The following is a 19,946-nucleotide window of genomic DNA, read 5'->3' as shown; positions in this document are numbered from 1 at the left end:
GACATCCGCGGACGGGGCTGGACCCCGGAAACACACAAAACGCCGGTCCATTGCGGGCTGGCGTTTTGTGCTCTGGGCCCTGGCGGGGGCAGTTGTCCTCGCAGGCCTGGTCCGGGCTTTCATCTTCGACGTCTATTACATTCCCTCGGACTCAATGCAGCCGCTGCTGGAGCCGGGGGACCGGGTGCTGGTTTCCCGCACCGAGTACCGGGGCTCGGAGATCCAGCGCGGCGACGTCGTCGTCTTTGACGGGCGCGGTTCGCTGGCACCCCTGCACAGTTCGGATCCAGCGCTGAAGCAGGCCGCTGACGCCGCCGCGCAGTGGCTGGGCCTGGCGGGCAGCGACACCGTCTACATCAAGCGTGTCATCGGCGTGCCCGGCGACCGGGTGGCCTGCTGCACCGACGGGGGCGGGTTGACCGTGAACGGACAGCCCATCCGTGAGCCTTATCTCTTCCCCGGTGACCGCGGGAGCGAAATGCCGTTCGACGTCGTTGTACCGGAAGGCCGGCTGTGGCTTCTGGGCGACCACCGCTCGGATTCAGCCGATTCAAGGACGCTGCTCGGCGCGCCCGGAGGCGGACTGATTCCGGAGGACCGGGTGATCGGCCGTGCGCAGCGAATCCTTTGGCCGTTCGACAGAACTACGGGCATTGAACGACTAGAGTTGGACACCGTATGGCAATTCGTGGAATAAGAGGAACACACATGGCGCAGGACTTCCCGGACGACCCCGCAAACGGGGACTCCAACGCCGGTGAAGCGCAGCACCGCGCCTCCCATGCCAAGGGCAAGGACGGCAAGAAGCGGGGCTTCGGCGCCTGGCTGCGCGAGGTTGTCATCATTGTGGTGATCGCCCTGCTGCTCTCCTTCCTGATCAAGACGTTCCTCTTCCGGGCTTTCTTCATCCCGTCGGGGTCCATGGAAGAGACTCTCGAAATCGATGACCGGATCTTCGTGAACCTGCTGGTTCCCGAGCCGTTCGACCTTTCCCGCGGCGACGTGGTGGTCTTCAAGGACACGCAGGCCTGGCTGCCGGCAGCGCAGGAAAACGACCGTAACTTCATTGCGGACGCGCTCACCTTCGTGGGCCTGCTGCCGGACGAATCCGAACAGCACCTGGTCAAGCGGATCATAGGCATGCCCGGAGACCACGTGGCGTGCTGCGATGCCGACGGCAAGGTCACAGTCAACGGCGAAGCGCTGGACGAGCCGTATATCTATCCCGGGGCGCAGCCTTCGGACACCCCGTTCGACGTAGTGGTGCCGGAAGGCAAGGTCTGGGTCATGGGCGACCACCGCAATGCCTCCGCGGATTCCCGGGAGCACCAGAACGGGCCCAATGGCGGTTTCATCAACATCGAAGACATTGAAGGAAAGGCGGCGGTGATCGCCTGGCCCCTGAGCCGCGCCGGATTCATCGGCAGCTACCCTGAGGTCTTTGAAAACGTTCCCGAACCGTCCGGGGCGCAGACGGCCTCGAAGTGACTTCCCAGCAGACGCCGGTGCTGCCCATTCCTGCCGGGACCGGCGCAACGAAAAGCACCCGCCCTCAACGCACCCGCACGGCAGCGAAAGGACCGACCCTGCGCCATGAGCGCTCCTTCGCTGCCCTGGGCCACCGAGTGCTGGCCGGCTGCGACGAAGTGGGCCGTGGAGCGCTTGCCGGACCCGTCAGCGTGGGCCTGGTAGCCGTCCAGCTGGAGTCTGTCCGCGCGCTGAAGGGCGTGCGGGACAGCAAGCTGCTGACGCCGGCCGACCGGCAGACGCTTGTTCCGAAGATCAAAAAATGGTGCCCTGCCTGGGGTGTTGGCCACGCCAGCGCCGCCGAAATAGACCTGCTTGGCCTTATGGGTGCCCTGCGCCTGGCCGGGACGCGCGCCTGGACGCAGGTGAGCGAGACGCTCATACCCGACGTCGTGCTCCTGGACGGAAACCACAACTGGCTTTCGCCCGAACTGCAGGGAAGCCTGTTCGACGAGCCGGACGAGGTTGACGACGCTGCCTGTACCGCACCGGTCCATACCCGCATCAAGGCGGACATGACCTGCCTGAGCGTGGCTGCGGCGTCGGTCCTGGCGAAGGTGGAACGCGATGAAATGATGGTCCAATACGCCGCCGAGCATCCCGCCTACGGCTGGGAGATCAACAAGGGGTACGCCACCGAAGCCCACCGGGCAGCGATCGACACGCTGGGACCGTCCCCGCTGCATCGGCTGTCCTGGCGGCTGGGAACGGCACGGTCGCCGCAGGATGGCCCCGCAGCCGGCCCGCTTGGGGGATGATGGTCCCATGAGCGCAGAGGATCTTGAGAACTACGAGACAGACATGGAGCTGCAGCTCTACCGCGAATACCGCGATGTTGTGGGGCTGTTCAGCTACGTGGTGGAAACCGAACGGCGCTTCTACCTGGCGAACCATGTGGACCTTCAGGCACGCAGTGCCGACGGTGAAATCTACTTTGACCTGACCTTGCAGGACGCCTGGGTCTGGGACGTGTACCGTTCCGCCCGGTTCGTCAAAAGCGTCCGCGTCATCACGTTCAAGGACGTCAACGTGGAAGAGCTCGCCCGCAATGACGACCTGACGCTGCCCAAGGCCGACGAGCTCGGTTAGTCCGCTTCCAGCGGGCGCCTGTCTCCGGGCGGCGCCTGCGGGACGTGCGGCAGCAGTGCCACCGCGTCGCTCCACAGGATCCGCGGGATCCGCGGTGCGGCCGCGTCCAGTTCGGAGAACCAGCCGTCGACCATCTCCCCCCGATGGGCCAGCAGCCGCGGAACGGTGACGGGCAGCGGAAAACCATTGCGCCACACGGCCTTGTAGCTGCCCAGGTTACCGACGTTCGACGTCCAGTTCAGTGCTTCCCAGCCAAGGGCGTCGAACGCATAGGACACGGCGAGGCGGACCGCCCGGCTCATCAGACCGCGGCCGCGGTACTCCGGCGAAGTAACAAACCCGAGCCCGCCGGTTCCGGCACCCTGCCAGCGCAGGTCGATGCTCCCGGCGTACTGCCCGCTCAGTTCAAGTGCCCAGGAGATGGTGTCCTGCTGTGGTACACCCACGGCGGCGATGTAATTCAGGGCCATGTCCCGGGTGTAATCCAGCGGCACCGTGGTCCAGGCGATTGTCAGCGGGTCCCTCGACCGCGCGACGACGGCGTCCGCGTCAGCCGTGCGATGCGGCCGGAGCAGCAGCGACTCATCCTGCAGCAGCGGGATCTGGAACACCATTTTCCCAAGGTACCGCGCCGACCTCGTGCGGCGGCATCTTAGACTGCCTAGATGGCAGCCGCTGCACCTGATCCACTGTCCGGGGAGTTCCAGGGCCTTCCGCCTGCGCTGGACGGAGTCCGCCTCTACGCCCAGCTAAAGCCCGACGCCGCCGGGCTGGCCGAGCTGGTCCGGCTCCAGTCCGCCGCGCGCGTCCTGGCGCCCCGCGCCCGTCCCGTGAGTCCGGGCCGGCTGCACCTGACGCTGATCCATTTCGGCAAGGCCGACGAAGCGTACGCCCGGCTGGCGGACAGCACGGGGGTTTCCAGGGCTGAGTTCGGCCGGGCACTAGAGTCCTATCTCACTGCGACGAAGATGGCCCTCCCGGAGAGAGACGTCCTGCTTTTCCCCCTCGCGTTGACCGGGTTCGGAATCAATGGGTCCACCCTGGCGGTCGAGTTTCGTTCCACCGCGGAATTGGATCAGGTGCACGCCGGTCTCTACGGGCTTCTCCTTGATTTCCTGGCTGCGTGCCGGGTCCCGGACCCTTCGGCATATGCGGCGCAGGATCCTGCCCTGTCGTTCTCGGCAGTGCTCCGGCCGCACGTCAGCATCCTGCACGGGTTCCATCCGCCATCCGGTGCCCAGCTGCCCGCGGTGACACCGCAGGCACTGCGCCTGAGACCGCTGCCTGTCCTGTACCGGACCTGATCGGGACTTCATCTCCTGTCCTGCACAGGAGGCGTACGGCACCGCCGCGGACCGGCCGGTCTCCACACACGTCGTTCCTCGGGCAGCACCTGGCCCGGTGCCGGCACAGACTCAGTGCATGAAAGCCAAAGACCTGCTGGGCCGCAACGGTGAGGAGCTGGCCGCCCGGTACCTTTCCTCCGCCGGGTATGAAGTCCTGGAACGAAACTGGCGCTGCCGGCAGGGGGAGATCGATGTGGTGGCGAGGGACGGCAGCACACTGGTCATTGCCGAGGTGAAGACCCGTTCATCCCTGGACTACGGGCATCCCTTCGAAGCCGTCAGCGCCGCCAAACTTGCCCGGCTGTACCTGTTGGCCGCAGCGTGGACCCGGGACCATCCCGCGGCACGGAGCAGCTGGCGGGTAGACGCGGTGTCCGTCCTGCTGCCCGGGGGAAATCAGCCGCCGGTCATCGAGCACCTGAAGGGGATCGGCTGATGGGCCTGGGACGAACGTACGGGGTTGGGCTCATCGGGTTGGAAGGGCGGATTGTCGAGGTTGAGGCGGATATCGGTCAGTCGCTGCCTGCGTTCATTCTGCTGGGGCTCCCCGACGCGTCGCTGAATGAATCCCGGGACCGGGTGAAATCGGCTGCAAAGAATGCCGGACTGCCCCTGAGCCGCAGGAAGATCACGGTGAACCTGATGCCCGCGGACGTGCACAAACGGGGTTCCGGGTTCGACCTTGCGATCGTCATGGCCGCGCTCGCTGCCGCCGGAGACGTCCGGCAGACCGGCAGGACCGTTTTCCTGGCGGAGCTTGGACTCGACGGACGGCTGCGGCCGCTGCGTGGAGTGCTGCCTTCCGTCATGGCGGCAGTTGAAGCAGGCTACCCGGACATCGCCGTTGCGGCAGACAATGTCGCCGAGGCCGGCCTTGTACCGGGGGCACAGGTACGCGGATTCGCGTCCCTGGCTGAGGTTGCCCATACATTCGGCGCCCGCCCGGACAGCTTGGTCTTCCCCGTGGAAGACACCAGGCCCGCGCCGGGAAATCCCGAGGATGCCCCGGCAGTCCGACCCGGGCTCGACCTGGCGGATATTGCCGGGCAGGACGAGGCGCGGTTCGCCCTCGAAGTCGCTGCGGCCGGTGCCCACCATCTGCTCATGACAGGACCCCCCGGCGCGGGCAAGACCATGCTCGCAGAACGGCTTCCCGGCCTGCTGCCGGATCTGCCGGACGGACCGGCGATGGAAGTGACAGCTATTCACTCCGTCAGCGGCCAAACCTCGCACTGCGAAAGCCTGATTCGGCGTCCTCCCTTTGAAAGCCCCCACCACACGGCAACTGCCGCGGCCGTCATCGGCGGCGGCAGCGGAGTTCCACGGCCGGGAGCAGCGTCCCGGGCCCACCGGGGAGTGCTGTTCCTGGATGAGGCTCCGGAATACGACGCGCGTGTGCTCGACGCCCTCCGCCAGCCCCTGGAAAGCGGGCGGCTCGTGCTGCACCGGGCGGCTGGAACCGCCGTGTACCCCGCGCGGTTCCAGCTGGTGCTTGCGGCCAACCCGTGCCCCTGCGGACTGGCCAGCGGCAAGGGCACCGAATGCACCTGCACACCGCAGCAGCGCCGCCGTTACTTCAGCAGGCTGTCCGGCCCGCTCCTGGACCGGGTGGACCTGCAGCTGGAGATCCGGCGCGTCTCCCTGCAGGACTTCGCTGCAGCAGGAACAGCGGAACCCAGCCGTCATGTTGCCGCCAGGGTGGCACAGGCACGCGATCTGCAGCAGGAGCGGCTGGGCCCGCTGGGCTGCGACACCAATGCCGAGGTGCCCGGGGCCGTGCTGCGCGGCGTTCTCCGCCCGCCCCGGAACAGCACCGCAGCCCTGGACAGGGCCTTGGACCGGCAGACGCTGACTGCGCGAGGCTACGACCGCGTGCTGCGCGTGGCCTGGTCAGTAGCGGACCTGGCGGGCCACGGTTACCCCGACGCAGATGACATCGGCCAGGCGCTGGGGTTCCGGCAGCAGGCGGTGGCGGCATGAGCCATGTCGAACCTGTCTTGTTGGCACGGGCTGCCCTGTCACGGCTCATTGAGCCCTCGGATACTGTTGGGCAGGCCCTGGTGGCGGCCGCAGGCCCGGAAACGGCGGCACTCGTGGCATCAGGCCGCCAGCGCGCCGGAACAACACTGCGCCGGGACATGGAGTCCCTGCTGGAGGAACGGGGTGTGCGCGGCACGGACCGCGTCTTTGCTGAGGCACTCGCACGGTGGCTGCCCCGCACCGCAGACCTGGCGCCGCAGCGGGATTTGCAGACTGTGCATCGTTTTGGCGGCAGGATGCTCGTTCCCGAGGATAGTGACTGGCCTGCCGCGCTGGCTGACCTGGGCCAGTCGATGCCGTTCTGTTTGTGGAGCCGTGGTCAGGGAACCATCCCGGAACTGGGGCAGTGCCTGGCACTGGTGGGCTCACGTGACGCCACATCATACGGGCTGGCGACCACGGGCGACCTTTCCGCCGGTCTTGTCCAGCGCGGCCGGACCGTGATCTCCGGCGGCGCCTACGGCATCGATGCGCAAGCCCACCGCTCTGCTCTCGCCGTGGGTGGAAGCCGGACCGGTTCCGATAAGCGTGCTGCCCCCGACGGCATCCGTCCCTCCGCCGGGGGCAGCACCGAAACGTCTACCCTGGCGGTGCTGGCCGGCGGCGTGGACCGGTTGTATCCCGCCGGGAATGATGACCTGCTGCGGGCCGTGGCTGAAACCGGCCTCATCCTGAGTGAAGTTCCACCGGGTTCCGCCCCCACCCGGTGGCGCTTCCTGCAGCGCAACCGCATCATCGCGGCACTTGCCGCGGCCACGGTGGTGGTGGAGGCGCGCTGGCGTTCCGGCGCCCTGAATACGGCTCATCACGCAGCGGAGCTGGGCAGGGGAGTAGGCGCGGTGCCCGGGTCCGTCTACTCAGCCAATTCTGCCGGGTGCCACCGGCTCCTGCGTGACGGCAGCGCGGTCTGTGTGACTGACGCGGCGGAAGCCCTGGAACTTGCCAACCCCTTTGCCCTGGCATCTGAGGACGACGGTGGCCGGGACCGCGCGGGCGTACCTGCGGATCACGACGGCCTGTCCGTCGAAGACGTCCTCCTGCTGGACGCCCTGCCGCTGCGCAAAGCCGTATCGCCGCAGAAACTTTCGGCCGTAGCCGGACTCGGCGCTGCCGCCGTCCGCGCAGGACTTGCACGGCTTGAGCTCTCCGGGCTCGCCCGGAGGACAGGGGACGGCCTGTGGCAACGCGGCGAGCGGCCCCCGGTACATCCGTCAACCACCAGACCGCCATTCAAAGGAGACTGATATGCGCACCCACAAAGTCATCTACTCGCCGCTGGGCATCCTGACGCTTGTTGCAGAAGACGGAATGCTCATTGGTGTCGAGGCGTCGCCGACCGACTTCCTGCCGCAGCACACCGCGCGGTTGGGACTGGCCGCGGAAGACGGGTTCGAAACAGTCGAACGGCAGTTCGAAGAGTACTTCGCCGGACGTCGGTGCTGCTTCGATCTGCCGGTGTCCCAAAAGGGAACACCGTTCCAGGAACAGGTCTGGCGCGCAGTCCAGGCGATTCCCTACGGCCAGACGAGAACCTACAAGCAGCTCGCCATGGCGCTGGGCGATGCGTCCAAGGCCCGCGGAGTCGGTGCCGCACTTGCGCGCAACGCGGTGGGCATCGTCATACCGACTCACCGGGTGGTAGGCACCAAGGGCGCACTCACCGGGTATTCGGCAGGCATTGACGCCAAGCGGGCGCTCCTGGAGCTCGAAGCAGCGCCCGCGAACGAGGTGCTCCGGCAGCAGTGTTCCGGCGCCGGTGTGCCCGCCTAGCGCGGGGTCCGCTGCGCCGGCATGGCGCGGGGTCCGGTGTGCCTGCTTGATGCAACGGGGTAAAGCGGCGAAGGTGGACCCGTGGGCAATTCCAGCAACTCCAAGCCAGACGGCAGCCGTACCCAGCCGCCGGCAGCACGTCCGGCCGAGTACACCCGTGCCCTGGAAGGTTTCTGCAGTTACCTGGCCTCGGAACGCGCGCGTTCGGAACACACCGTCCGGGCCTACGAAGGCGACGTCGCATCGCTGCTGGACTTTGCCGCCGGACTGGGCCTCAACAGGCTCGCCGAGATTGACCTGTCCGTCCTGCGCAGCTGGCTCGGCCAGCTGAGCGACTCCGGGCAGGCCCGCGCCACCATCGCCCGGCGTGCCGCGACGGCGCGTTCCTTCACCGGCTGGGCGCTGCGGGAAGAACTGATACCGGCCGATCCGGCCCTGCGGCTCAAGGCGCCCAAAAGAACCAAAACCCTGCCCGGAGTTCTCCGTCCCGCGCAGATTGATGCCCTGTTTGGAACCCTCGCCGAGGCAGCCGCTGAGGGCGGCCCCCTTGCGCTGCGGGACCGTGCCCTGGTTGAGCTGCTGTACGCCACAGGCATTCGGGTGGGGGAACTCGCCAGCCTGGACGTGGACGATCTGGACCAGGACAGGCGAACCCTGCGCGTCGTGGGCAAGGGAAACAAGGAAAGGACCGTGCCCTATGGGCTGCCCGCGGCGCTCGCCGTCGACGACTGGCTGCGGCGCGGCCGGCCCGCACTGGCCAGGGAATCCAGCGGTCCTGCGCTGTTCCTCGGCCAGCGCGGCGGACGGATAGACCAGCGGCAGGTCCGGGGCGTCACAGCCGCGCTCTTCGAGGCACTGGGGGATACATCGGCAAGCGGACCGCATGCCCTTCGCCATAGCGCTGCCACCCATCTCCTGGATGGGGGAGCGGACCTTCGCAGCGTGCAGGAGCTCCTGGGGCACAGCAGCCTTGCCACCACCCAGCTGTACACACACGTCTCCGTGGACCGGCTTCGCAGGAGTTACCAGCAGGCGCACCCCAGGGCCTAGGGGTGCCCCAGCGCCTCCGGGAAGAAAGCACTTACAACCAAGTAGTTTCATTGGCGTAATTGCGTAACATGCGGCACAATGATGCTAGGTCTCGGCTGGCAGCTCATAAGTATGCAGGCAACGAGAGCTTCAGGGCTTGGAACTTCAGGAACCATCCCGTCCATGCAGGTCGTTGGGGAAGACGCACCTACAGCTACGGAGGATGGAATGACTGTTGTGATGGCGCACGGCGTATTGTTCGTGCACTCAGCCCCTTCTGCGTTGTGCCCTCATATCGAGTGGGCCATCGAATCCGTCGTTGAAAAGCGGACGGATTTCGAGTGGACCCCTCAGCCGGCGGCTCCGGGCATGGTCCGGGCCGAGCTTGCATGGGCGGGGGCACAGGGCACCGGATCGCTGCTTGCCTCGGCGCTGCGCGGTTGGGCCCACCTCCGCTACGAGGTCACCGAAGAGCCCAGCGCAGGTGCCGACGGAAGCCGCTGGTCGCACACCCCTGAACTCGGCATTTTCCACGCCACCACGGATGTCCACGGCAACATCATGGTCTCTGAGGACCGTATCCGGTATGCCTACGAAAACGGGGCCGGCGATCCGGCTGCCGTGTACCACGAGCTCTCGCTGGCACTCGGCGAAGCCTGGGACGACGAACTGGAGCCCTTCCGCCACGCCGCAGACGGTGCGCCCGTGCGCTGGCTCCACCAGGTGGGCTGATCCTCCGGAGCGCGCTCCGCAACATTCTTCCGCAGCAAAAAAGGCCGGGTCCCTGACAGGGACCCGGCCTTTTCGCTGCGGAACTAGTGGCTTCGCAGCGCTACGACGGCGTTGTGTCCGCCGAAGCCGAACGAGTTGTTCAGAGCCACGATGTCACCCGAGGGCAGGTCGCGGGCCGTGGTCACCACGTCCAGCGGAATCTCGGGATCCTGGTTGTCCAGGTTGATCGTCGCCGGTGCCTGCCGCGTGTAGACCGCCATGGCCGTCAGTACCGCTTCGACGGCGCCGGACGCGCCCAGCAGGTGGCCGGTCTGGGACTTGGTGGCGGAGACCGCCACGTTGTCCACGTGGGCGCCAAGGGCGGACTTCAGCGCGGTGTACTCGGGCTTGTCGCCAACCGGCGTGGAGGTGGCATGGGCATTGACGTGCACCACGTCTTCGGCCTGGGCCCGTGCGTCGTACATAGCTGCCTTCAGTGCGCGGGTGGCACCGAGTCCTTCGGGGTCCGGGGCGGTGATGTGGTAGGCATCCGCCGTGACTGCCGTACCGGCCAGTTCGGCGTAAATGCGTGCGCCGCGGGCCAGCGCGTGTTCCTCGGCCTCGAGGACAAGGGCGCCTGCGCCTTCACCCATGACGAAGCCGTCGCGGTCCTTGTCATAGGGGCGTGATGCGCGCTCGGGATCGTCGTTGCGGCGGGACAGTGCCTGCATTGAGGCGAAGGACGCCAGCGGCATGGGGTGGATGGCAGCTTCGGCGCCGCCGCAGACGACGACGTCCGCCTTGCCGGAACGGATCAGTTCGAGGCCCTGGTGCAGGGATTCGGTACCGGAGGCGCAGGCGGAAACCGGCGTGTGCGCTCCCGCACGGGCGCCCAGGTCCAGGCTGACCGCCGCGGCCGGGCCGTTTGGCATCAGCATGGGAACGGTCATGGGCAGCACCCGCCGCGGACCCTTCTCGCGCAGAGTGTCCCACGCGTCGAGCAGGGTCCAGACACCGCCGATCCCCGTGGCGAAGGAAACAGCCAGCCTGTCGTGGTCAATCTCGGCGTCATCCAGCCCGGAATCGGCCCATGCTTCCCGGGAGGCAACAACGGCGAACTGGGTAGACGGGTCCATGCGCTTGGCTTCCACCCGGGAGAGGACCTCAGTGGCAGGCGTGGAAACACGTGCGGCGAAGGTGACCGGCAGGGAGTACTTCTCGACCCAGTCGTCTTCGAGGGTGCGGGCACCGGAGACGCCCACCAGGGCGTTCTTCCACATGGTCGGGACATCTCCGCCGATCGGCGTTGTCGCGCCGAGGCCGGTAATGACTACTTTGCGGGCCATGATTCACTCTCTTGGGAAAATTTGGGGGGCGCACCTGGTTGCTGGTGCAGCGGGTAGTACTGGAAAGGGCGGCCGCCGCAGCGGCCGCCCTTCACGAACTACGCCTGGGCGTTGGAGATGAAGTCGACGGCGTCGCCAACGGTCTTGAGGTTCTTGACCTCTTCGTCGGGGATGCGAACGCCGAACTTCTCCTCGGCGTTGACCACGATGGTCATCATCGAGATGGAGTCGATGTCCAGGTCATCCGTGAAGGACTTGTCCAGCTCAACGGCCTCGGGGGCCAGGCCGGTTTCCTCGTTCACGATCTCGGCGAGACCGGCCAGGATTTCTTCGTTGCTAGCCATGGGGGCTCCTTTTTTCGGTGGTACCGGTGCTGGACCGGTATGGGTTTTCCAACCGCCGCAGGCGGTGTGGTCTTGCAAACTAGGGGAGGACTACTACCTGTGCGCCAAACACCAGCCCGGCGCCGAAGCCGATCTGCAGCGACAGTTTTCCGCTGAGGTCGGGATGCTCGGCAAGCAGCCGGTGCGTGGCCAGCGGAATCGAAGCGGCCGAGGTGTTGCCGGCGTCGGCGATGTCCCGGGCGATAACCACGGACTCCGGCAGCTTCAGCTGCTTGGCCATCTCATCGATAATCCGCATGTTGGCCTGGTGCGGGACGAAGGCCGAGAGATCCTCCGCCGTCACGCCGGCGGCGTCGAGAGCCTGCTGTGCGGCTTTGGCCATCTCCCAGACAGCCCAGCGGAATACGGTCTGGCCGTCCTGGCGCAGGGTGGGCCACAACTTGGTTTCCCGCTCGGCCAGCACGGAAGCCGGCAGCTCGCCGTCGGCTTCGGCCGCAAGTGAAAGCTCGCGGATTTCGAGCATTGAATGTGTCATGCCAATCGCACCGGACTTGCTTCCGTCCGAGCCCCAGACCGACGGACCGATTCCGGGAGTGTCAGAGGGTCCCACAACAACGGCGCCTGCGCCGTCGCCGAGAAGGAACGAAATGGTGCGCTCGGTGTTGTCGATGAAATCGGAAAGCTTTTCGACGCCGACGACCAGCACGTACTTGGCGGCACCCGAGCGGACCAGTGCATCTGCCTGGGCAATGCCGTAGCAGTAGCCTGCGCAGGCGGCTGAGACGTCGTAGGCGGGGGCGGGAGTCGCTCCGAGCCTGTCGGCGACCTGCGCAGCTGCCGACGGCGTGGCGAAGGGGTGGGTCACGGTGGAGACGATGACGGCGTCGAGTTCCGAACCGTCGATGCCGGCGTGGGACAGTGCATCGCGCCCGGCCAGCTCCGCCATGTCCACCACGGAGGTGCCTTTGTCAGCCCGGTGGCGGGTGACGATGCCCGTGCGCTGGCGGATCCACTCGTCGGAGGACTCGATCCACTGGCACACGTCCTCGTTGCTGACGATCACGTCCGGGCGGAACGCGCCCAGACCGTGGATCCGGCTGAACTCGTTGACGGGGGCTTGCTTCAGGGTGGGCGTGCTCACGCATTACCTTCTTGGGTTGTAACTGCTGCCGCGCCGGAGTGCTCGGCCACGAAGGCACGGGCAGCGGCGAGGTCTTCGGGGGACTTCAGGGCCAGGGAGGGCACACCGCGCATGCCGCGCTTGGCGAGTCCGGTCAGCGTGCCGGCAGGAGGAAGTTCCAGTATGCCGGTGACTCCCATGCCTGTCATGGTCTCCATGCAGGCGTCCCACCGGACCGGGCGGGAGACCTGGGCGATCAGGCTGTCCAGGTTGGCCTCGCCGCTTACCACGGCGGCGCCGTCGAAATTCGAGAGCAGCGTGGGCAGGGGCTCTGCGGGGGACAGGGAGGGCCGCAGCGCTTCCAGGACGCTGAGCGCCGGTTCCATATGGAAAGTGTGGAAGGCTCCCGCGACCTTCAGGGGAATGACGCGTGCCTTGGCGGGGGGATTGGCAGTCAGCTCCGCCAGCTGTTCCAGCGTGCCCGCTGCCACGACCTGGCCGCCGCCGTTGGCGTTCGCCGCGGTGAGGCCCAGGCCGGCAAGGACCTGCGCGACGTCGTCGGGGTCGCCGCCAAGCACCGCGCTCATGCCGGTGGGCGCTGCAGCGGCAGCGCGTGCCATCGCGTTGGCGCGCTCCCGAACGAAGGTCACGGCGTCATCCTCGGTAAGGGCACCTGCGACTGCGGCGGCGGTGATCTCGCCCACCGAATGGCCGGCGACGACGGTTGCTGCGGTGAGGGCGCCGGTGTCGAGAAGCTGGCGGGCGGCTACAAGCCCAGCCGCCACGATCAGCGGCTGCGCTACGGCGGTGTCCTTGATGGTCTCTTCGTCGGAGACGGTGCCGTGCGCTACGAGGTCTAGCCCCGCGGCGTCGGAGAGCGCTTCGAGGTGCTCCCGTACCCCGGGCAGTTCCAGCCACGGAGCAAGGAAGCCTGGCGTTTGTGACCCCTGGCCGGGGCAGACGATTGCTAGCACGTAACAAGCTTTCCAAAGAGGGACGTATTTACCGGGTGTTTAGGTGAACCAAGCTCGCCCGGGCGCATTGTAGGAAGTCTACAAGGGTGGCCCGGCGGTGCAAGGCAGGCAAGGGAGGTCTCAGGAACGGGTCGCAGGGCGTTCGGGGACTGCTTTGCCGGCAGGCGCGAGCCTGCCGACCACCAGGGCCGTCTGGAGGACGAAGGCTTCGCGGGGGAGCATCGGGTCCCACCCGGTGATGTCGCAGACGCGCCGCAGCCGGTAGCGGACGGTGTTTGCGTGGACAAACAGTTCCCGTGCCGTAGCCTCCAGCGAATGTCCTAGGGACAGATAGGCGGAAAGCGTCTCCGCCAGGCCGTTGGAGGCGGCCAGCAGTGGCCGGTAGATACTGCGCACCAGGGCTTTGCGTGCCGAGTCGTCTCCGGACATGACCCGTTCCGGCCACAGATCATCTGCAGCCACCGGGCGGGGAGCTGCCGGCCAGGCACGCGCCGCAGTGAGACCGGCGAAGGCTGCCTGGGCCGAGGGGCCCGCGTCCACGAGGGAATCCGCCGGCGGCCCGTACACTACCGGGCCGGTGCCGAAAAGATCCGCCAGGCGGGCCAGGGCACCTGACTTTTCACTCATTCCGCCCAGCACCAGGATGAGCCTGTCGCCTTGGATGCCCACCAGGGTGTCCTCGGCGAGCCGTCCGGCCACCCGGCGGAGTTCGTTGACGAAGGACGGGCTGGGATCAGCAGGGGAGCTGCCCACAATCACCGTGACTCCTGCCGTCGAAGTCCAGCCGACGGCGGCGATCCGGGAGCGGAGGGCGTCCGAGCTCTCGCCGCGCAGGATCGCATCCACCACCAGCGCCTCAAGCCGGGTGTCCCACGCTCCGCGGGTTTCAGCGGCCCGGGCGTAGACATCGGCAGCGGCGAAAGCAACCTCGCGGGAGTAGCGCAGGACGGCTTCGCGCAGCGGTCCCTGGACGGATCCCGCGGCAAGTTCCGGCACGCGGTCTTCCACCACCTGGACAACCACGCGGATCAGGGCGAGGGCTTTCTGCAGGCTGATGGCGCGGGTCAGTTCTGTGGGCGCGGTTCCGAAAACGTCGCTGAGCACCCAGGCCGGGGAGGCGGGGCGTTCGTACCAGTTAACGAAGGAAGCGATGCCCTTCTGCGCCACCATGCCCAGGGCAGAACGTTCGTCCGGACGAAGGCCCCGGTACCAGGGCAGGGACACATCAAGCTGCTTCAGCGTGGCCGTAGAGAGCTTGCCGATGTTGGCCTTGAGCCGTTCCAGGATGAGCGGGTCGGCACCGTTCTCCGGTGCCGCCGCTGCTGGTGGCGTTGTGCGGGTCACTGGCATCCTCGAAGCTTACGGCCTTGGCTGCCGAACCTCCATTTTGTGTGAAGGCTACAACTCTGCAGCCTCGGGCCCGGCTATGGCCGTGTGCGGCATCCGGCTGCCCGCCTAGGCGTCGCCGCCGGCATTGCCGCTGGTGCCCTTCGTGACGTCCAACAGGTGGTACCGGCTGATGGCCTCCCGGGGAGCAGACGAATCCACCTCACCGCGCCGGGCCAGCATCTCGAGGGTCCGGACCACCATTGAGTGGCTGTCGATCTTGAAGTAGCGCCGGGCCGCGGCCCGGGTGTCGGCAAAACCGAATCCGTCCGCGCCCAGGGACGCGAACTCGTTGGGCAGGAACTGGCGGATCTGGTCCGGTACTGCCTTCATGTAGTCCGTGGAGGCCACCACGGGTCCGGTGGCTCCGGCCATCTGCCGGGTCACGAACGGAACCCGAGGCTCCGCATCGGGGTGGAGGAAGGCTTCTTCCTCAGCCGCGAGGCCGTCCCTGCGCAGTTCATTCCAGCTGGTCACCGACCACACGTCCGCTGAGACATTCCAGTCCTCGGCCAGGAGCCGCTGCGCCTCCATCGCCCAGGGGACCGCGACGCCGGAGGCCAGCAGCTGCGCCCGTGGGCCGTCGATCGACGCGGAGGAAAGGAGGTAGATGCCCCTGATGACGCCTTCCACGTCCAGGTCCTCCGGCGCCTTGGGCTGGAGGATGGGCTCGTTGTAGGCCATGAGGTTGTAGATCAGGTTCGGGTCCTTCGAATCCGGCCCGTACATTTCCTCCAGCCCGTGCCTCACGATGTGGCCGATCTCGTAGCCGTACGCCGGGTCGTAGGTCTTCACTGCAGGGTTGGTGGACGCCAGGATCGGGGAGTGCCCGTCAGCGTGCTGCAGGCCCTCACCGGTCAGGGTGGTCCGTCCGGCTGTGGCAGAGATCATGAACCCGCGGGCCAGCTGGTCCGCAGCCGCCCAGATGAAGTCGCCGGTGCGCTGGAAACCGAACATCGAGTAGAAGATATAGACCGGGATCAGCGGCACGCCCTGCGTCGCGTAGGACGTGCCGGCAGCGGTGAACGCAGCGATTGAACCGGCTTCATTGATGCCCACGTGCACAATCTGGCCCTGGGGGGACTCCTTGTAGGCCAGGACGAGGTCCCGGTCCACCGAGAGGTAGTTCTGGCCCTGCGGGTTGTAGATCTTCGCTGTGGGGAAGAACGAGTCCATGCCGAAGGTCCGGGCCTCGTCAGGAATGATCGGCACAATCCGCATGCCGAATTCCTTGTCCCGCATCAGGTCCTTGAGCAGGCGGACGAAGGCCATGGTGGTGGCTGCCAGCTGCTTGCCCGAACCGCGGTTGGCTACCTCGTAGGACTTTTCCCCCGGCAGGTGGATTGGCTTGAAGTCCGTGCGGCGTTCGGGAAGGAAACCGCCCAGCTCCTTCCTCCGCTCCAGCATGTAGCGGATTTCGGGTGCCTGGGGTCCCGGGTTGTAATACGGCGGGCGGTACGGGTCCGCTTCGAGCTGTTCATCCGTGATGGGAATCCGGAGCGAGTCCCGGAACAGCTTGAGATCGTCCAGGGTGAGCTTCTTCATCTGATGGGTGGCGTTGCGTGCCTCGAAGTGCGGGCCGAGGCCGTAGCCCTTAACCGTGTGGGCCAGGACAACGGTTGGCTTGCCCTTGAATTCCAGGGCTGCCTTATAGGCCGCGTACACCTTGCGGTAGTCGTGGCCGCCCCGCTTGAGGTTCCAGATGTCGTCGTCGGAAAGACCTGACACCATCGCCTTGGTCTGGGGGCTCTTGCCGAAGAAATGGTCCCGGATGAAGCCGCCGGATTCGGCCTTGTAGGTCTGGTAGTCGCCGTCGAGCGTTGAATTCATGATCTCCACCAGCGCGCCGTCGTCATCGGCAGCGAGCAGCGGATCCCATTCCCGGCCCCAGAGCACCTTGATGACGTTCCAGCCGGCGCCGCGGAAGAAGGCCTCCAGCTCCTGCACGATCTTGCCGTTGCCGCGCACCGGACCGTCAAGCCGCTGCAGGTTCGCGTTAACCACGAACGTGAGGTTGTCCAGCTTGTCATTCGCGGCAACGTGGAGCAGCCCGCGCGATTCCGGCTCGTCCATTTCGCCGTCGCCCAGGAACGCCCACACATGCTGTTCCGAGGTGTCCTTCATACCGCGGTTGTGCAGGTAGCGGTTCAGCTGGGCCTGGAAGATCGCGTTCATGGGGCCGATGCCCATCGAAACGGTGGGGAACTCCCAGAAATCAGGCATGTTCCGCGGGTGCGGGTAGGAGGACAGGCCGTGGCCTTCCCGGGACTTCTCCTGCCGGAACCCGTCCAGGTCTTCCTCGCTCAGCCGTCCCTCCAGGAACGCCCTGGCGTACATTCCCGGCGCCGCGTGGCCCTGGAAATAGACCTGGTCCCCGCGTCCGGGATGATCCTTGCCGCGGAAGAAATGGTTCATCCCCACCTCGTACAGCGTGGCGGCACCGGCGAAAGTTGATATGTGGCCGCCGACGCCGATTCCCGGGCGCTGCGCACGGTGCACCATGACCGCAGCGTTCCACCGCATCCAGGCCCGGAAACGGCGCTCAACCTCCTCGTCGCCGGGAAACTCGGGCTCCTGGTCCACGGGAATGGTGTTGACGTAATCCGTGGTGGTGACCATGGGTACGCCTACTGAATGCGCCCCTGCGCGCTGCAGCAGCGAACGCAGAATGAACTGGGCCCTCTCGGTTCCCTCCGTCTTGACCAGGTTGTCCAGGGATTCGATCCATTCGGCGGTTTCTTCGGGATCGGTGTCGGGCAGCTGGCCGGTGAGCCCGCTGAGGATGTCCGTTCTGTCTTCTGCGGCCACGAAACTCTCCTATGCACAGATGGTGCCTGGAACCTGCCGCTGCGGGGGTCCTGTGCCTGCCGGATCACTCCGCCCGCGGCCGGATGCCGGGGGACATACGCGCCGCGCGTACCGCCGTGCGTGTCCTTCCTGCCACTGTAGACCGGCGGTCCCGGCTTGCGTAGCCTTCACCCGGGAAGGCCTGCCGGCGGACTCGGAACCCTTGAAGCTTGCCGGTTAAAGGTGTTCCCTTGAGTCAGGAAAAGGGCAGTTCTGGCCAAGATGTGATTCCCTTGTATTTATGCAGTCAACCAGGAGGAGTGAAGTGAGCGAGGCCGATGCCGTCACAGAGAAAAACGTGGCGGAAAGAATGGGTTTCAAAGACGGCGACCTGATTCAGGAATTCGGCTACGACGAAGACGTGGACTTCGATCTCCGTGAGGACCTTGAAGACCTCTCGGGCGGCGAGCTCCTCACTGAGGATGACCACGAGGTTGTTGACGGGGTCATCCTGTGGTGGCGTTCGGATGACGGCGACCTGGTCGACGCGCTGGTTGACTCCCTGACCACGCTCGACGACGGCGGAGTGGTCTGGGTCCTGACGCCCAAGTCCGGGCGGGAAGGCTATGTTCCTCCCGCCGACATCGAAGAGGCGGCTCCGACTGCCGGCCTGCACGTCACCACGTCACCGGGCGTGAGCCGTGACTGGGCCGCCACACGCCTGGTCAGCCGCCGGAAGAAGTAGCCGCTTTTGATACCTGCAGCCGGGATCCCCGGCATCGGGGATCCGGCACCTGCCTTCGAGCTGTCCAACCAGTACGGCGAGACCGTCCGGTCAGCCGACCTCGCGGGCGCTCCCGCCGTCCTGGTGTTCTATCCCTTCGCTTTCTCCCGGGTCTGCTCGGGCGAGCTTGAGGCGCTTGCAGGGCTGGAGCCCGAATTCAGCGCAGCCGGTGCGAGGCTGCTGGCCGTGTCCTGCGATGCGAAGTATTCGCTCCGCGCCTGGGCGTCGGAGAAGGGCTGGGAATTCGACCTTTTGTCCGACTTCTGGCCACACGGCGCCGCGGCCAGGGCTTTCGGAGTCTTCGAGGAAAGCCGCGGCATGGCAGGCAGGTCAAGCTTCATCCTGGACTCGGACGGGCGCATCGCACAGATCCTCCGCTCCGGCCAGGACGAACCCCGCCGCGCCGCGGATTACCTGCAGGCACTTTCGGCGCTCCCGGCCAGAGATCGGAACTGACATGACCCAGCCTGTACCGCCGGGAACGGGGCTCACCGGATTCGTGACGCGGGAAGCCCCGGACGCCTCGGCAGATCCGACCGCGGCCGAACGCGCCCAGCTGGACCAGGCCGTTGAGCTGCTTGCCGGCCGCAGGATCGCACTGCTCACCGGGGCCGGACTCAGTACTGATTCCGGGATTCCGGACTACCGCGGCCCGGACGCACCGCCGCGGAACCCCATGACCTACCAGCAGTTCGTGGAAGACCCCGTGCTCCGCCAGCGGTACTGGGCACGCAACCACGTGGGCTGGCACCACCTTCGCCACGCCGTACCCAATGCCGGCCACGAGGCCGTGGTCCATTTGGAGGAACGCGGCCTGCTCACCGGTGTCATCACGCAGAACGTGGACCGGCTGCACAGTGATGCGGGCAGCGTCCGGGTCATTGACCTGCACGGACGCTATGACCGGGTGCTGTGCCTCTCCTGCGGCGCTGTGTACACGCGTGAAGGGATCGCCAGACTGCTGGAGAAGCTCAACCCGGGATTCCTGGAACGGGTGGCAGCGGACGGGGACATCGCCCCGGACGCCGACGCCGAGATCACCGACACCGAAGGCTTCACCATAGCTGACTGCCCTGTGTGCGAGGGGATGCTCAAGCCGGACTTCGTGTACTTCGGCGAGAACGTGCCCAAGGAGCGTGTCCGGCTGGCCTACGCGGCGGTGGACGACGCCGGTGCGCTGCTGGTTGCCGGTTCCTCGCTCACCGTCATGAGCGGGCTGCGCTTCGTCCGGCATGCAGCCAAGGAAGGTAAGCCGGTAGTGATCATCAACCGGGGTGATACCCGGGGGGATGCGCTGGCGGACCTCAAGATCGATATGGGCGTCGGTACGGCACTGCAGTACCTGGCGCGGGCCCTTCCGGATCCCGTCCCTTGGCCCGGACAGGGGGATTAGGTAATCGCGGGCATCTTCCGGTAATGTAATTCCTCGTGATGCGGCGCTGGCCGGGAATATCCCAGCTGGCATAACGGGTCACGTTGGGTCTTTAGCTCAGCTGGTAGAGCGCCACGTTTACACCGTGGATGTCATCGGTTCGATCCCGGTAGGACCCACCGGCAAAACCCGCCTGCGGAACACCGCAGGCGGGTTTTTTCGTATCCGGGACTGCCTGCGGGGTGGGGCTGCGGGTGTCCGGATGCAAAGCGGATCACGAGGGTACACACACCCGGTTCAAAGCCTCCGGCGGTAAAACTA

Annotated in this window: 21 protein-coding genes and 1 tRNA gene; 15 read left to right on the top strand and 7 right to left on the bottom strand. The window is 66.5% G+C overall.

Features of this window, described 5'->3' with window-relative positions:
• The first annotated feature begins 49 nt into the window (after positions 1-49).
• From lepB (GD628_RS10585) to GD628_RS10570, 4 genes are read left to right on the top strand one after another with little or no spacing between them, the layout of a single operon-like run.
• On the top strand, positions 50-697 hold the full coding sequence (gene lepB, locus GD628_RS10585) for a signal peptidase I (protein ID WP_091605811.1): 648 nt from the start codon (positions 50-52) through the stop codon (positions 695-697).
• Positions 698-708: 11 nt separating this feature from the next.
• A complete protein-coding gene (lepB, locus tag GD628_RS10580) occupies positions 709-1,488 on the top strand; it encodes a signal peptidase I (RefSeq protein WP_226802486.1) in 780 nt (259 codons plus the stop codon).
• Entirely contained in the window at positions 1,485-2,285 is an 801-nt protein-coding gene (locus GD628_RS10575; protein ID WP_420837572.1) for a ribonuclease HII, read from the top strand. The genes lepB (GD628_RS10580) and GD628_RS10575 overlap by 4 nt, the downstream gene beginning before the upstream one ends.
• Before the next feature lie 7 nt (positions 2,286-2,292).
• A complete protein-coding gene (locus GD628_RS10570) occupies positions 2,293-2,616 on the top strand; it encodes a DUF2469 domain-containing protein (protein ID WP_091604041.1) in 324 nt (107 codons plus the stop codon).
• Here the strand turns inward: GD628_RS10570 and GD628_RS10565 are convergent.
• A complete protein-coding gene (locus GD628_RS10565) occupies positions 2,613-3,230 on the bottom strand; it encodes a GNAT family N-acetyltransferase (RefSeq protein WP_152274691.1) in 618 nt (205 codons plus the stop codon). The genes GD628_RS10570 and GD628_RS10565 overlap by 4 nt on opposite strands.
• A 51-nt stretch (positions 3,231-3,281) precedes the next feature.
• Between GD628_RS10565 and GD628_RS10560 the strand changes: the two genes are divergently transcribed.
• From GD628_RS10560 to GD628_RS10530, 7 genes are all read left to right on the top strand, one after another.
• On the top strand, positions 3,282-3,920 hold the full coding sequence (locus tag GD628_RS10560) for a hypothetical protein (protein WP_152274690.1): 639 nt from the start codon (positions 3,282-3,284) through the stop codon (positions 3,918-3,920).
• Between the two features lie 118 nt (positions 3,921-4,038).
• A complete protein-coding gene (locus GD628_RS10555) occupies positions 4,039-4,398 on the top strand; it encodes a YraN family protein (protein WP_152274689.1) in 360 nt (119 codons plus the stop codon).
• A complete protein-coding gene (locus GD628_RS10550) occupies positions 4,398-5,942 on the top strand; it encodes a YifB family Mg chelatase-like AAA ATPase (RefSeq protein WP_152274688.1) in 1,545 nt (514 codons plus the stop codon). The genes GD628_RS10555 and GD628_RS10550 overlap by 1 nt, the downstream gene beginning before the upstream one ends.
• Positions 5,939-7,246: a DNA-processing protein DprA gene (locus GD628_RS10545; protein WP_152274687.1), complete on the top strand. Its 1,308-nt coding sequence runs from the start codon at positions 5,939-5,941 to the stop codon at positions 7,244-7,246. The genes GD628_RS10550 and GD628_RS10545 overlap by 4 nt, the downstream gene beginning before the upstream one ends.
• 1 nt (position 7,247) lies before the next feature.
• Positions 7,248-7,772, top strand: coding sequence for a methylated-DNA--[protein]-cysteine S-methyltransferase (locus GD628_RS10540; RefSeq protein ID WP_152274686.1), 525 nt, complete (start codon positions 7,248-7,250; stop codon positions 7,770-7,772).
• A 162-nt stretch (positions 7,773-7,934) separates the two neighbouring features.
• Complete coding sequence (locus GD628_RS10535) at positions 7,935-8,822, top strand: tyrosine recombinase XerC (protein ID WP_091605817.1); 888 nt, start codon at positions 7,935-7,937, stop codon at positions 8,820-8,822.
• A 207-nt stretch (positions 8,823-9,029) separates the two neighbouring features.
• Positions 9,030-9,533, top strand: a complete 504-nt coding sequence (locus GD628_RS10530) for a DUF3145 domain-containing protein (protein ID WP_091604061.1) — start codon at positions 9,030-9,032, stop codon at positions 9,531-9,533.
• Positions 9,534-9,616: 83 nt separating this feature from the next.
• Here GD628_RS10530 and fabF read toward each other — a convergent pair whose 3' ends face one another.
• The 6 genes from fabF to aceE all read right to left on the bottom strand — a co-directional run bounded on the left by fabF (position 9,617) and on the right by aceE (position 17,490).
• A complete protein-coding gene (gene fabF / locus GD628_RS10525) occupies positions 9,617-10,858 on the bottom strand; it encodes a beta-ketoacyl-ACP synthase II (protein ID WP_091604064.1) in 1,242 nt (413 codons plus the stop codon).
• A 98-nt stretch (positions 10,859-10,956) separates the two neighbouring features.
• Entirely contained in the window at positions 10,957-11,202 is a 246-nt protein-coding gene (locus GD628_RS10520) for an acyl carrier protein (RefSeq protein ID WP_055240832.1), read from the bottom strand.
• Positions 11,203-11,281: 79 nt separating this feature from the next.
• A complete protein-coding gene (locus GD628_RS10515; RefSeq protein WP_091604067.1) occupies positions 11,282-12,343 on the bottom strand; it encodes a beta-ketoacyl-ACP synthase III in 1,062 nt (353 codons plus the stop codon).
• Entirely contained in the window at positions 12,340-13,296 is a 957-nt protein-coding gene (locus GD628_RS10510; protein WP_152274685.1) for an ACP S-malonyltransferase, read from the bottom strand. The genes GD628_RS10515 and GD628_RS10510 overlap by 4 nt, the downstream gene beginning before the upstream one ends.
• A gap of 120 nt (positions 13,297-13,416) precedes the next feature.
• Positions 13,417-14,646, bottom strand: coding sequence for a PucR family transcriptional regulator (locus GD628_RS10505; RefSeq protein ID WP_091604070.1), 1,230 nt, complete (start codon positions 14,644-14,646; stop codon positions 13,417-13,419).
• 105 nt (positions 14,647-14,751) lie between these two features.
• Positions 14,752-17,490, bottom strand: coding sequence for a pyruvate dehydrogenase (acetyl-transferring), homodimeric type (gene aceE, locus GD628_RS10500; RefSeq protein WP_152274684.1), 2,739 nt, complete (start codon positions 17,488-17,490; stop codon positions 14,752-14,754).
• Positions 17,491-17,794: 304 nt separating this feature from the next.
• On the opposite strand from aceE, the gene GD628_RS10495 reads away from it, so the two are divergent.
• The 4 genes from GD628_RS10495 to GD628_RS10480 all read left to right on the top strand — a co-directional run bounded on the left by GD628_RS10495 (position 17,795) and on the right by GD628_RS10480 (position 19,804).
• Positions 17,795-18,214, top strand: coding sequence for a DUF3052 domain-containing protein (locus GD628_RS10495; protein WP_091604076.1), 420 nt, complete (start codon positions 17,795-17,797; stop codon positions 18,212-18,214).
• A 6-nt stretch (positions 18,215-18,220) separates the two neighbouring features.
• Positions 18,221-18,709, top strand: a complete 489-nt coding sequence (locus GD628_RS10490) for a peroxiredoxin (RefSeq protein ID WP_152274683.1) — start codon at positions 18,221-18,223, stop codon at positions 18,707-18,709.
• A gap of 1 nt (position 18,710) precedes the next feature.
• Entirely contained in the window at positions 18,711-19,646 is a 936-nt protein-coding gene (locus GD628_RS10485) for an NAD-dependent protein deacetylase (RefSeq protein ID WP_152274682.1), read from the top strand.
• 85 nt (positions 19,647-19,731) lie between these two features.
• A tRNA-Val gene (locus GD628_RS10480) sits at positions 19,732-19,804 on the top strand.
• The last annotated feature ends 142 nt before the right edge of the window (positions 19,805-19,946 follow it).

Origin of the sequence: Arthrobacter koreensis, from assembly GCF_009193255.1 — a bacterium.
In the GTDB taxonomy this organism is placed as follows: domain Bacteria; phylum Actinomycetota; class Actinomycetes; order Actinomycetales; family Micrococcaceae; genus Arthrobacter_B; species Arthrobacter_B koreensis.
This window is presented reverse-complemented; position numbering and strand designations above follow the sequence as displayed.

Coding starts and splice junctions, on each gene's coding strand:
- lepB (WP_226802486.1), top strand. CDS start 709: ATGGCGCAGGACTTCCCGGACGACCCCGCAAACGGGGACTCCAACGCC.
- GD628_RS10570 (WP_091604041.1), top strand. CDS start 2,293: ATGAGCGCAGAGGATCTTGAGAACTACGAGACAGACATGGAGCTGCAG.
- GD628_RS10565 (WP_152274691.1), bottom strand. CDS start 3,230: ATGGTGTTCCAGATCCCGCTGCTGCAGGATGAGTCGCTGCTGCTCCGG.
- GD628_RS10560 (WP_152274690.1), top strand. CDS start 3,282: ATGGCAGCCGCTGCACCTGATCCACTGTCCGGGGAGTTCCAGGGCCTT.
- GD628_RS10555 (WP_152274689.1), top strand. CDS start 4,039: ATGAAAGCCAAAGACCTGCTGGGCCGCAACGGTGAGGAGCTGGCCGCC.
- GD628_RS10550 (WP_152274688.1), top strand. CDS start 4,398: ATGGGCCTGGGACGAACGTACGGGGTTGGGCTCATCGGGTTGGAAGGG.
- GD628_RS10545 (WP_152274687.1), top strand. CDS start 5,939: ATGAGCCATGTCGAACCTGTCTTGTTGGCACGGGCTGCCCTGTCACGG.
- GD628_RS10540 (WP_152274686.1), top strand. CDS start 7,248: ATGCGCACCCACAAAGTCATCTACTCGCCGCTGGGCATCCTGACGCTT.
- GD628_RS10530 (WP_091604061.1), top strand. CDS start 9,030: ATGACTGTTGTGATGGCGCACGGCGTATTGTTCGTGCACTCAGCCCCT.
- fabF (WP_091604064.1), bottom strand. CDS start 10,858: ATGGCCCGCAAAGTAGTCATTACCGGCCTCGGCGCGACAACGCCGATC.
- GD628_RS10520 (WP_055240832.1), bottom strand. CDS start 11,202: ATGGCTAGCAACGAAGAAATCCTGGCCGGTCTCGCCGAGATCGTGAAC.
- GD628_RS10505 (WP_091604070.1), bottom strand. CDS start 14,646: ATGCCAGTGACCCGCACAACGCCACCAGCAGCGGCGGCACCGGAGAAC.
- GD628_RS10485 (WP_152274682.1), top strand. CDS start 18,711: ATGACCCAGCCTGTACCGCCGGGAACGGGGCTCACCGGATTCGTGACG.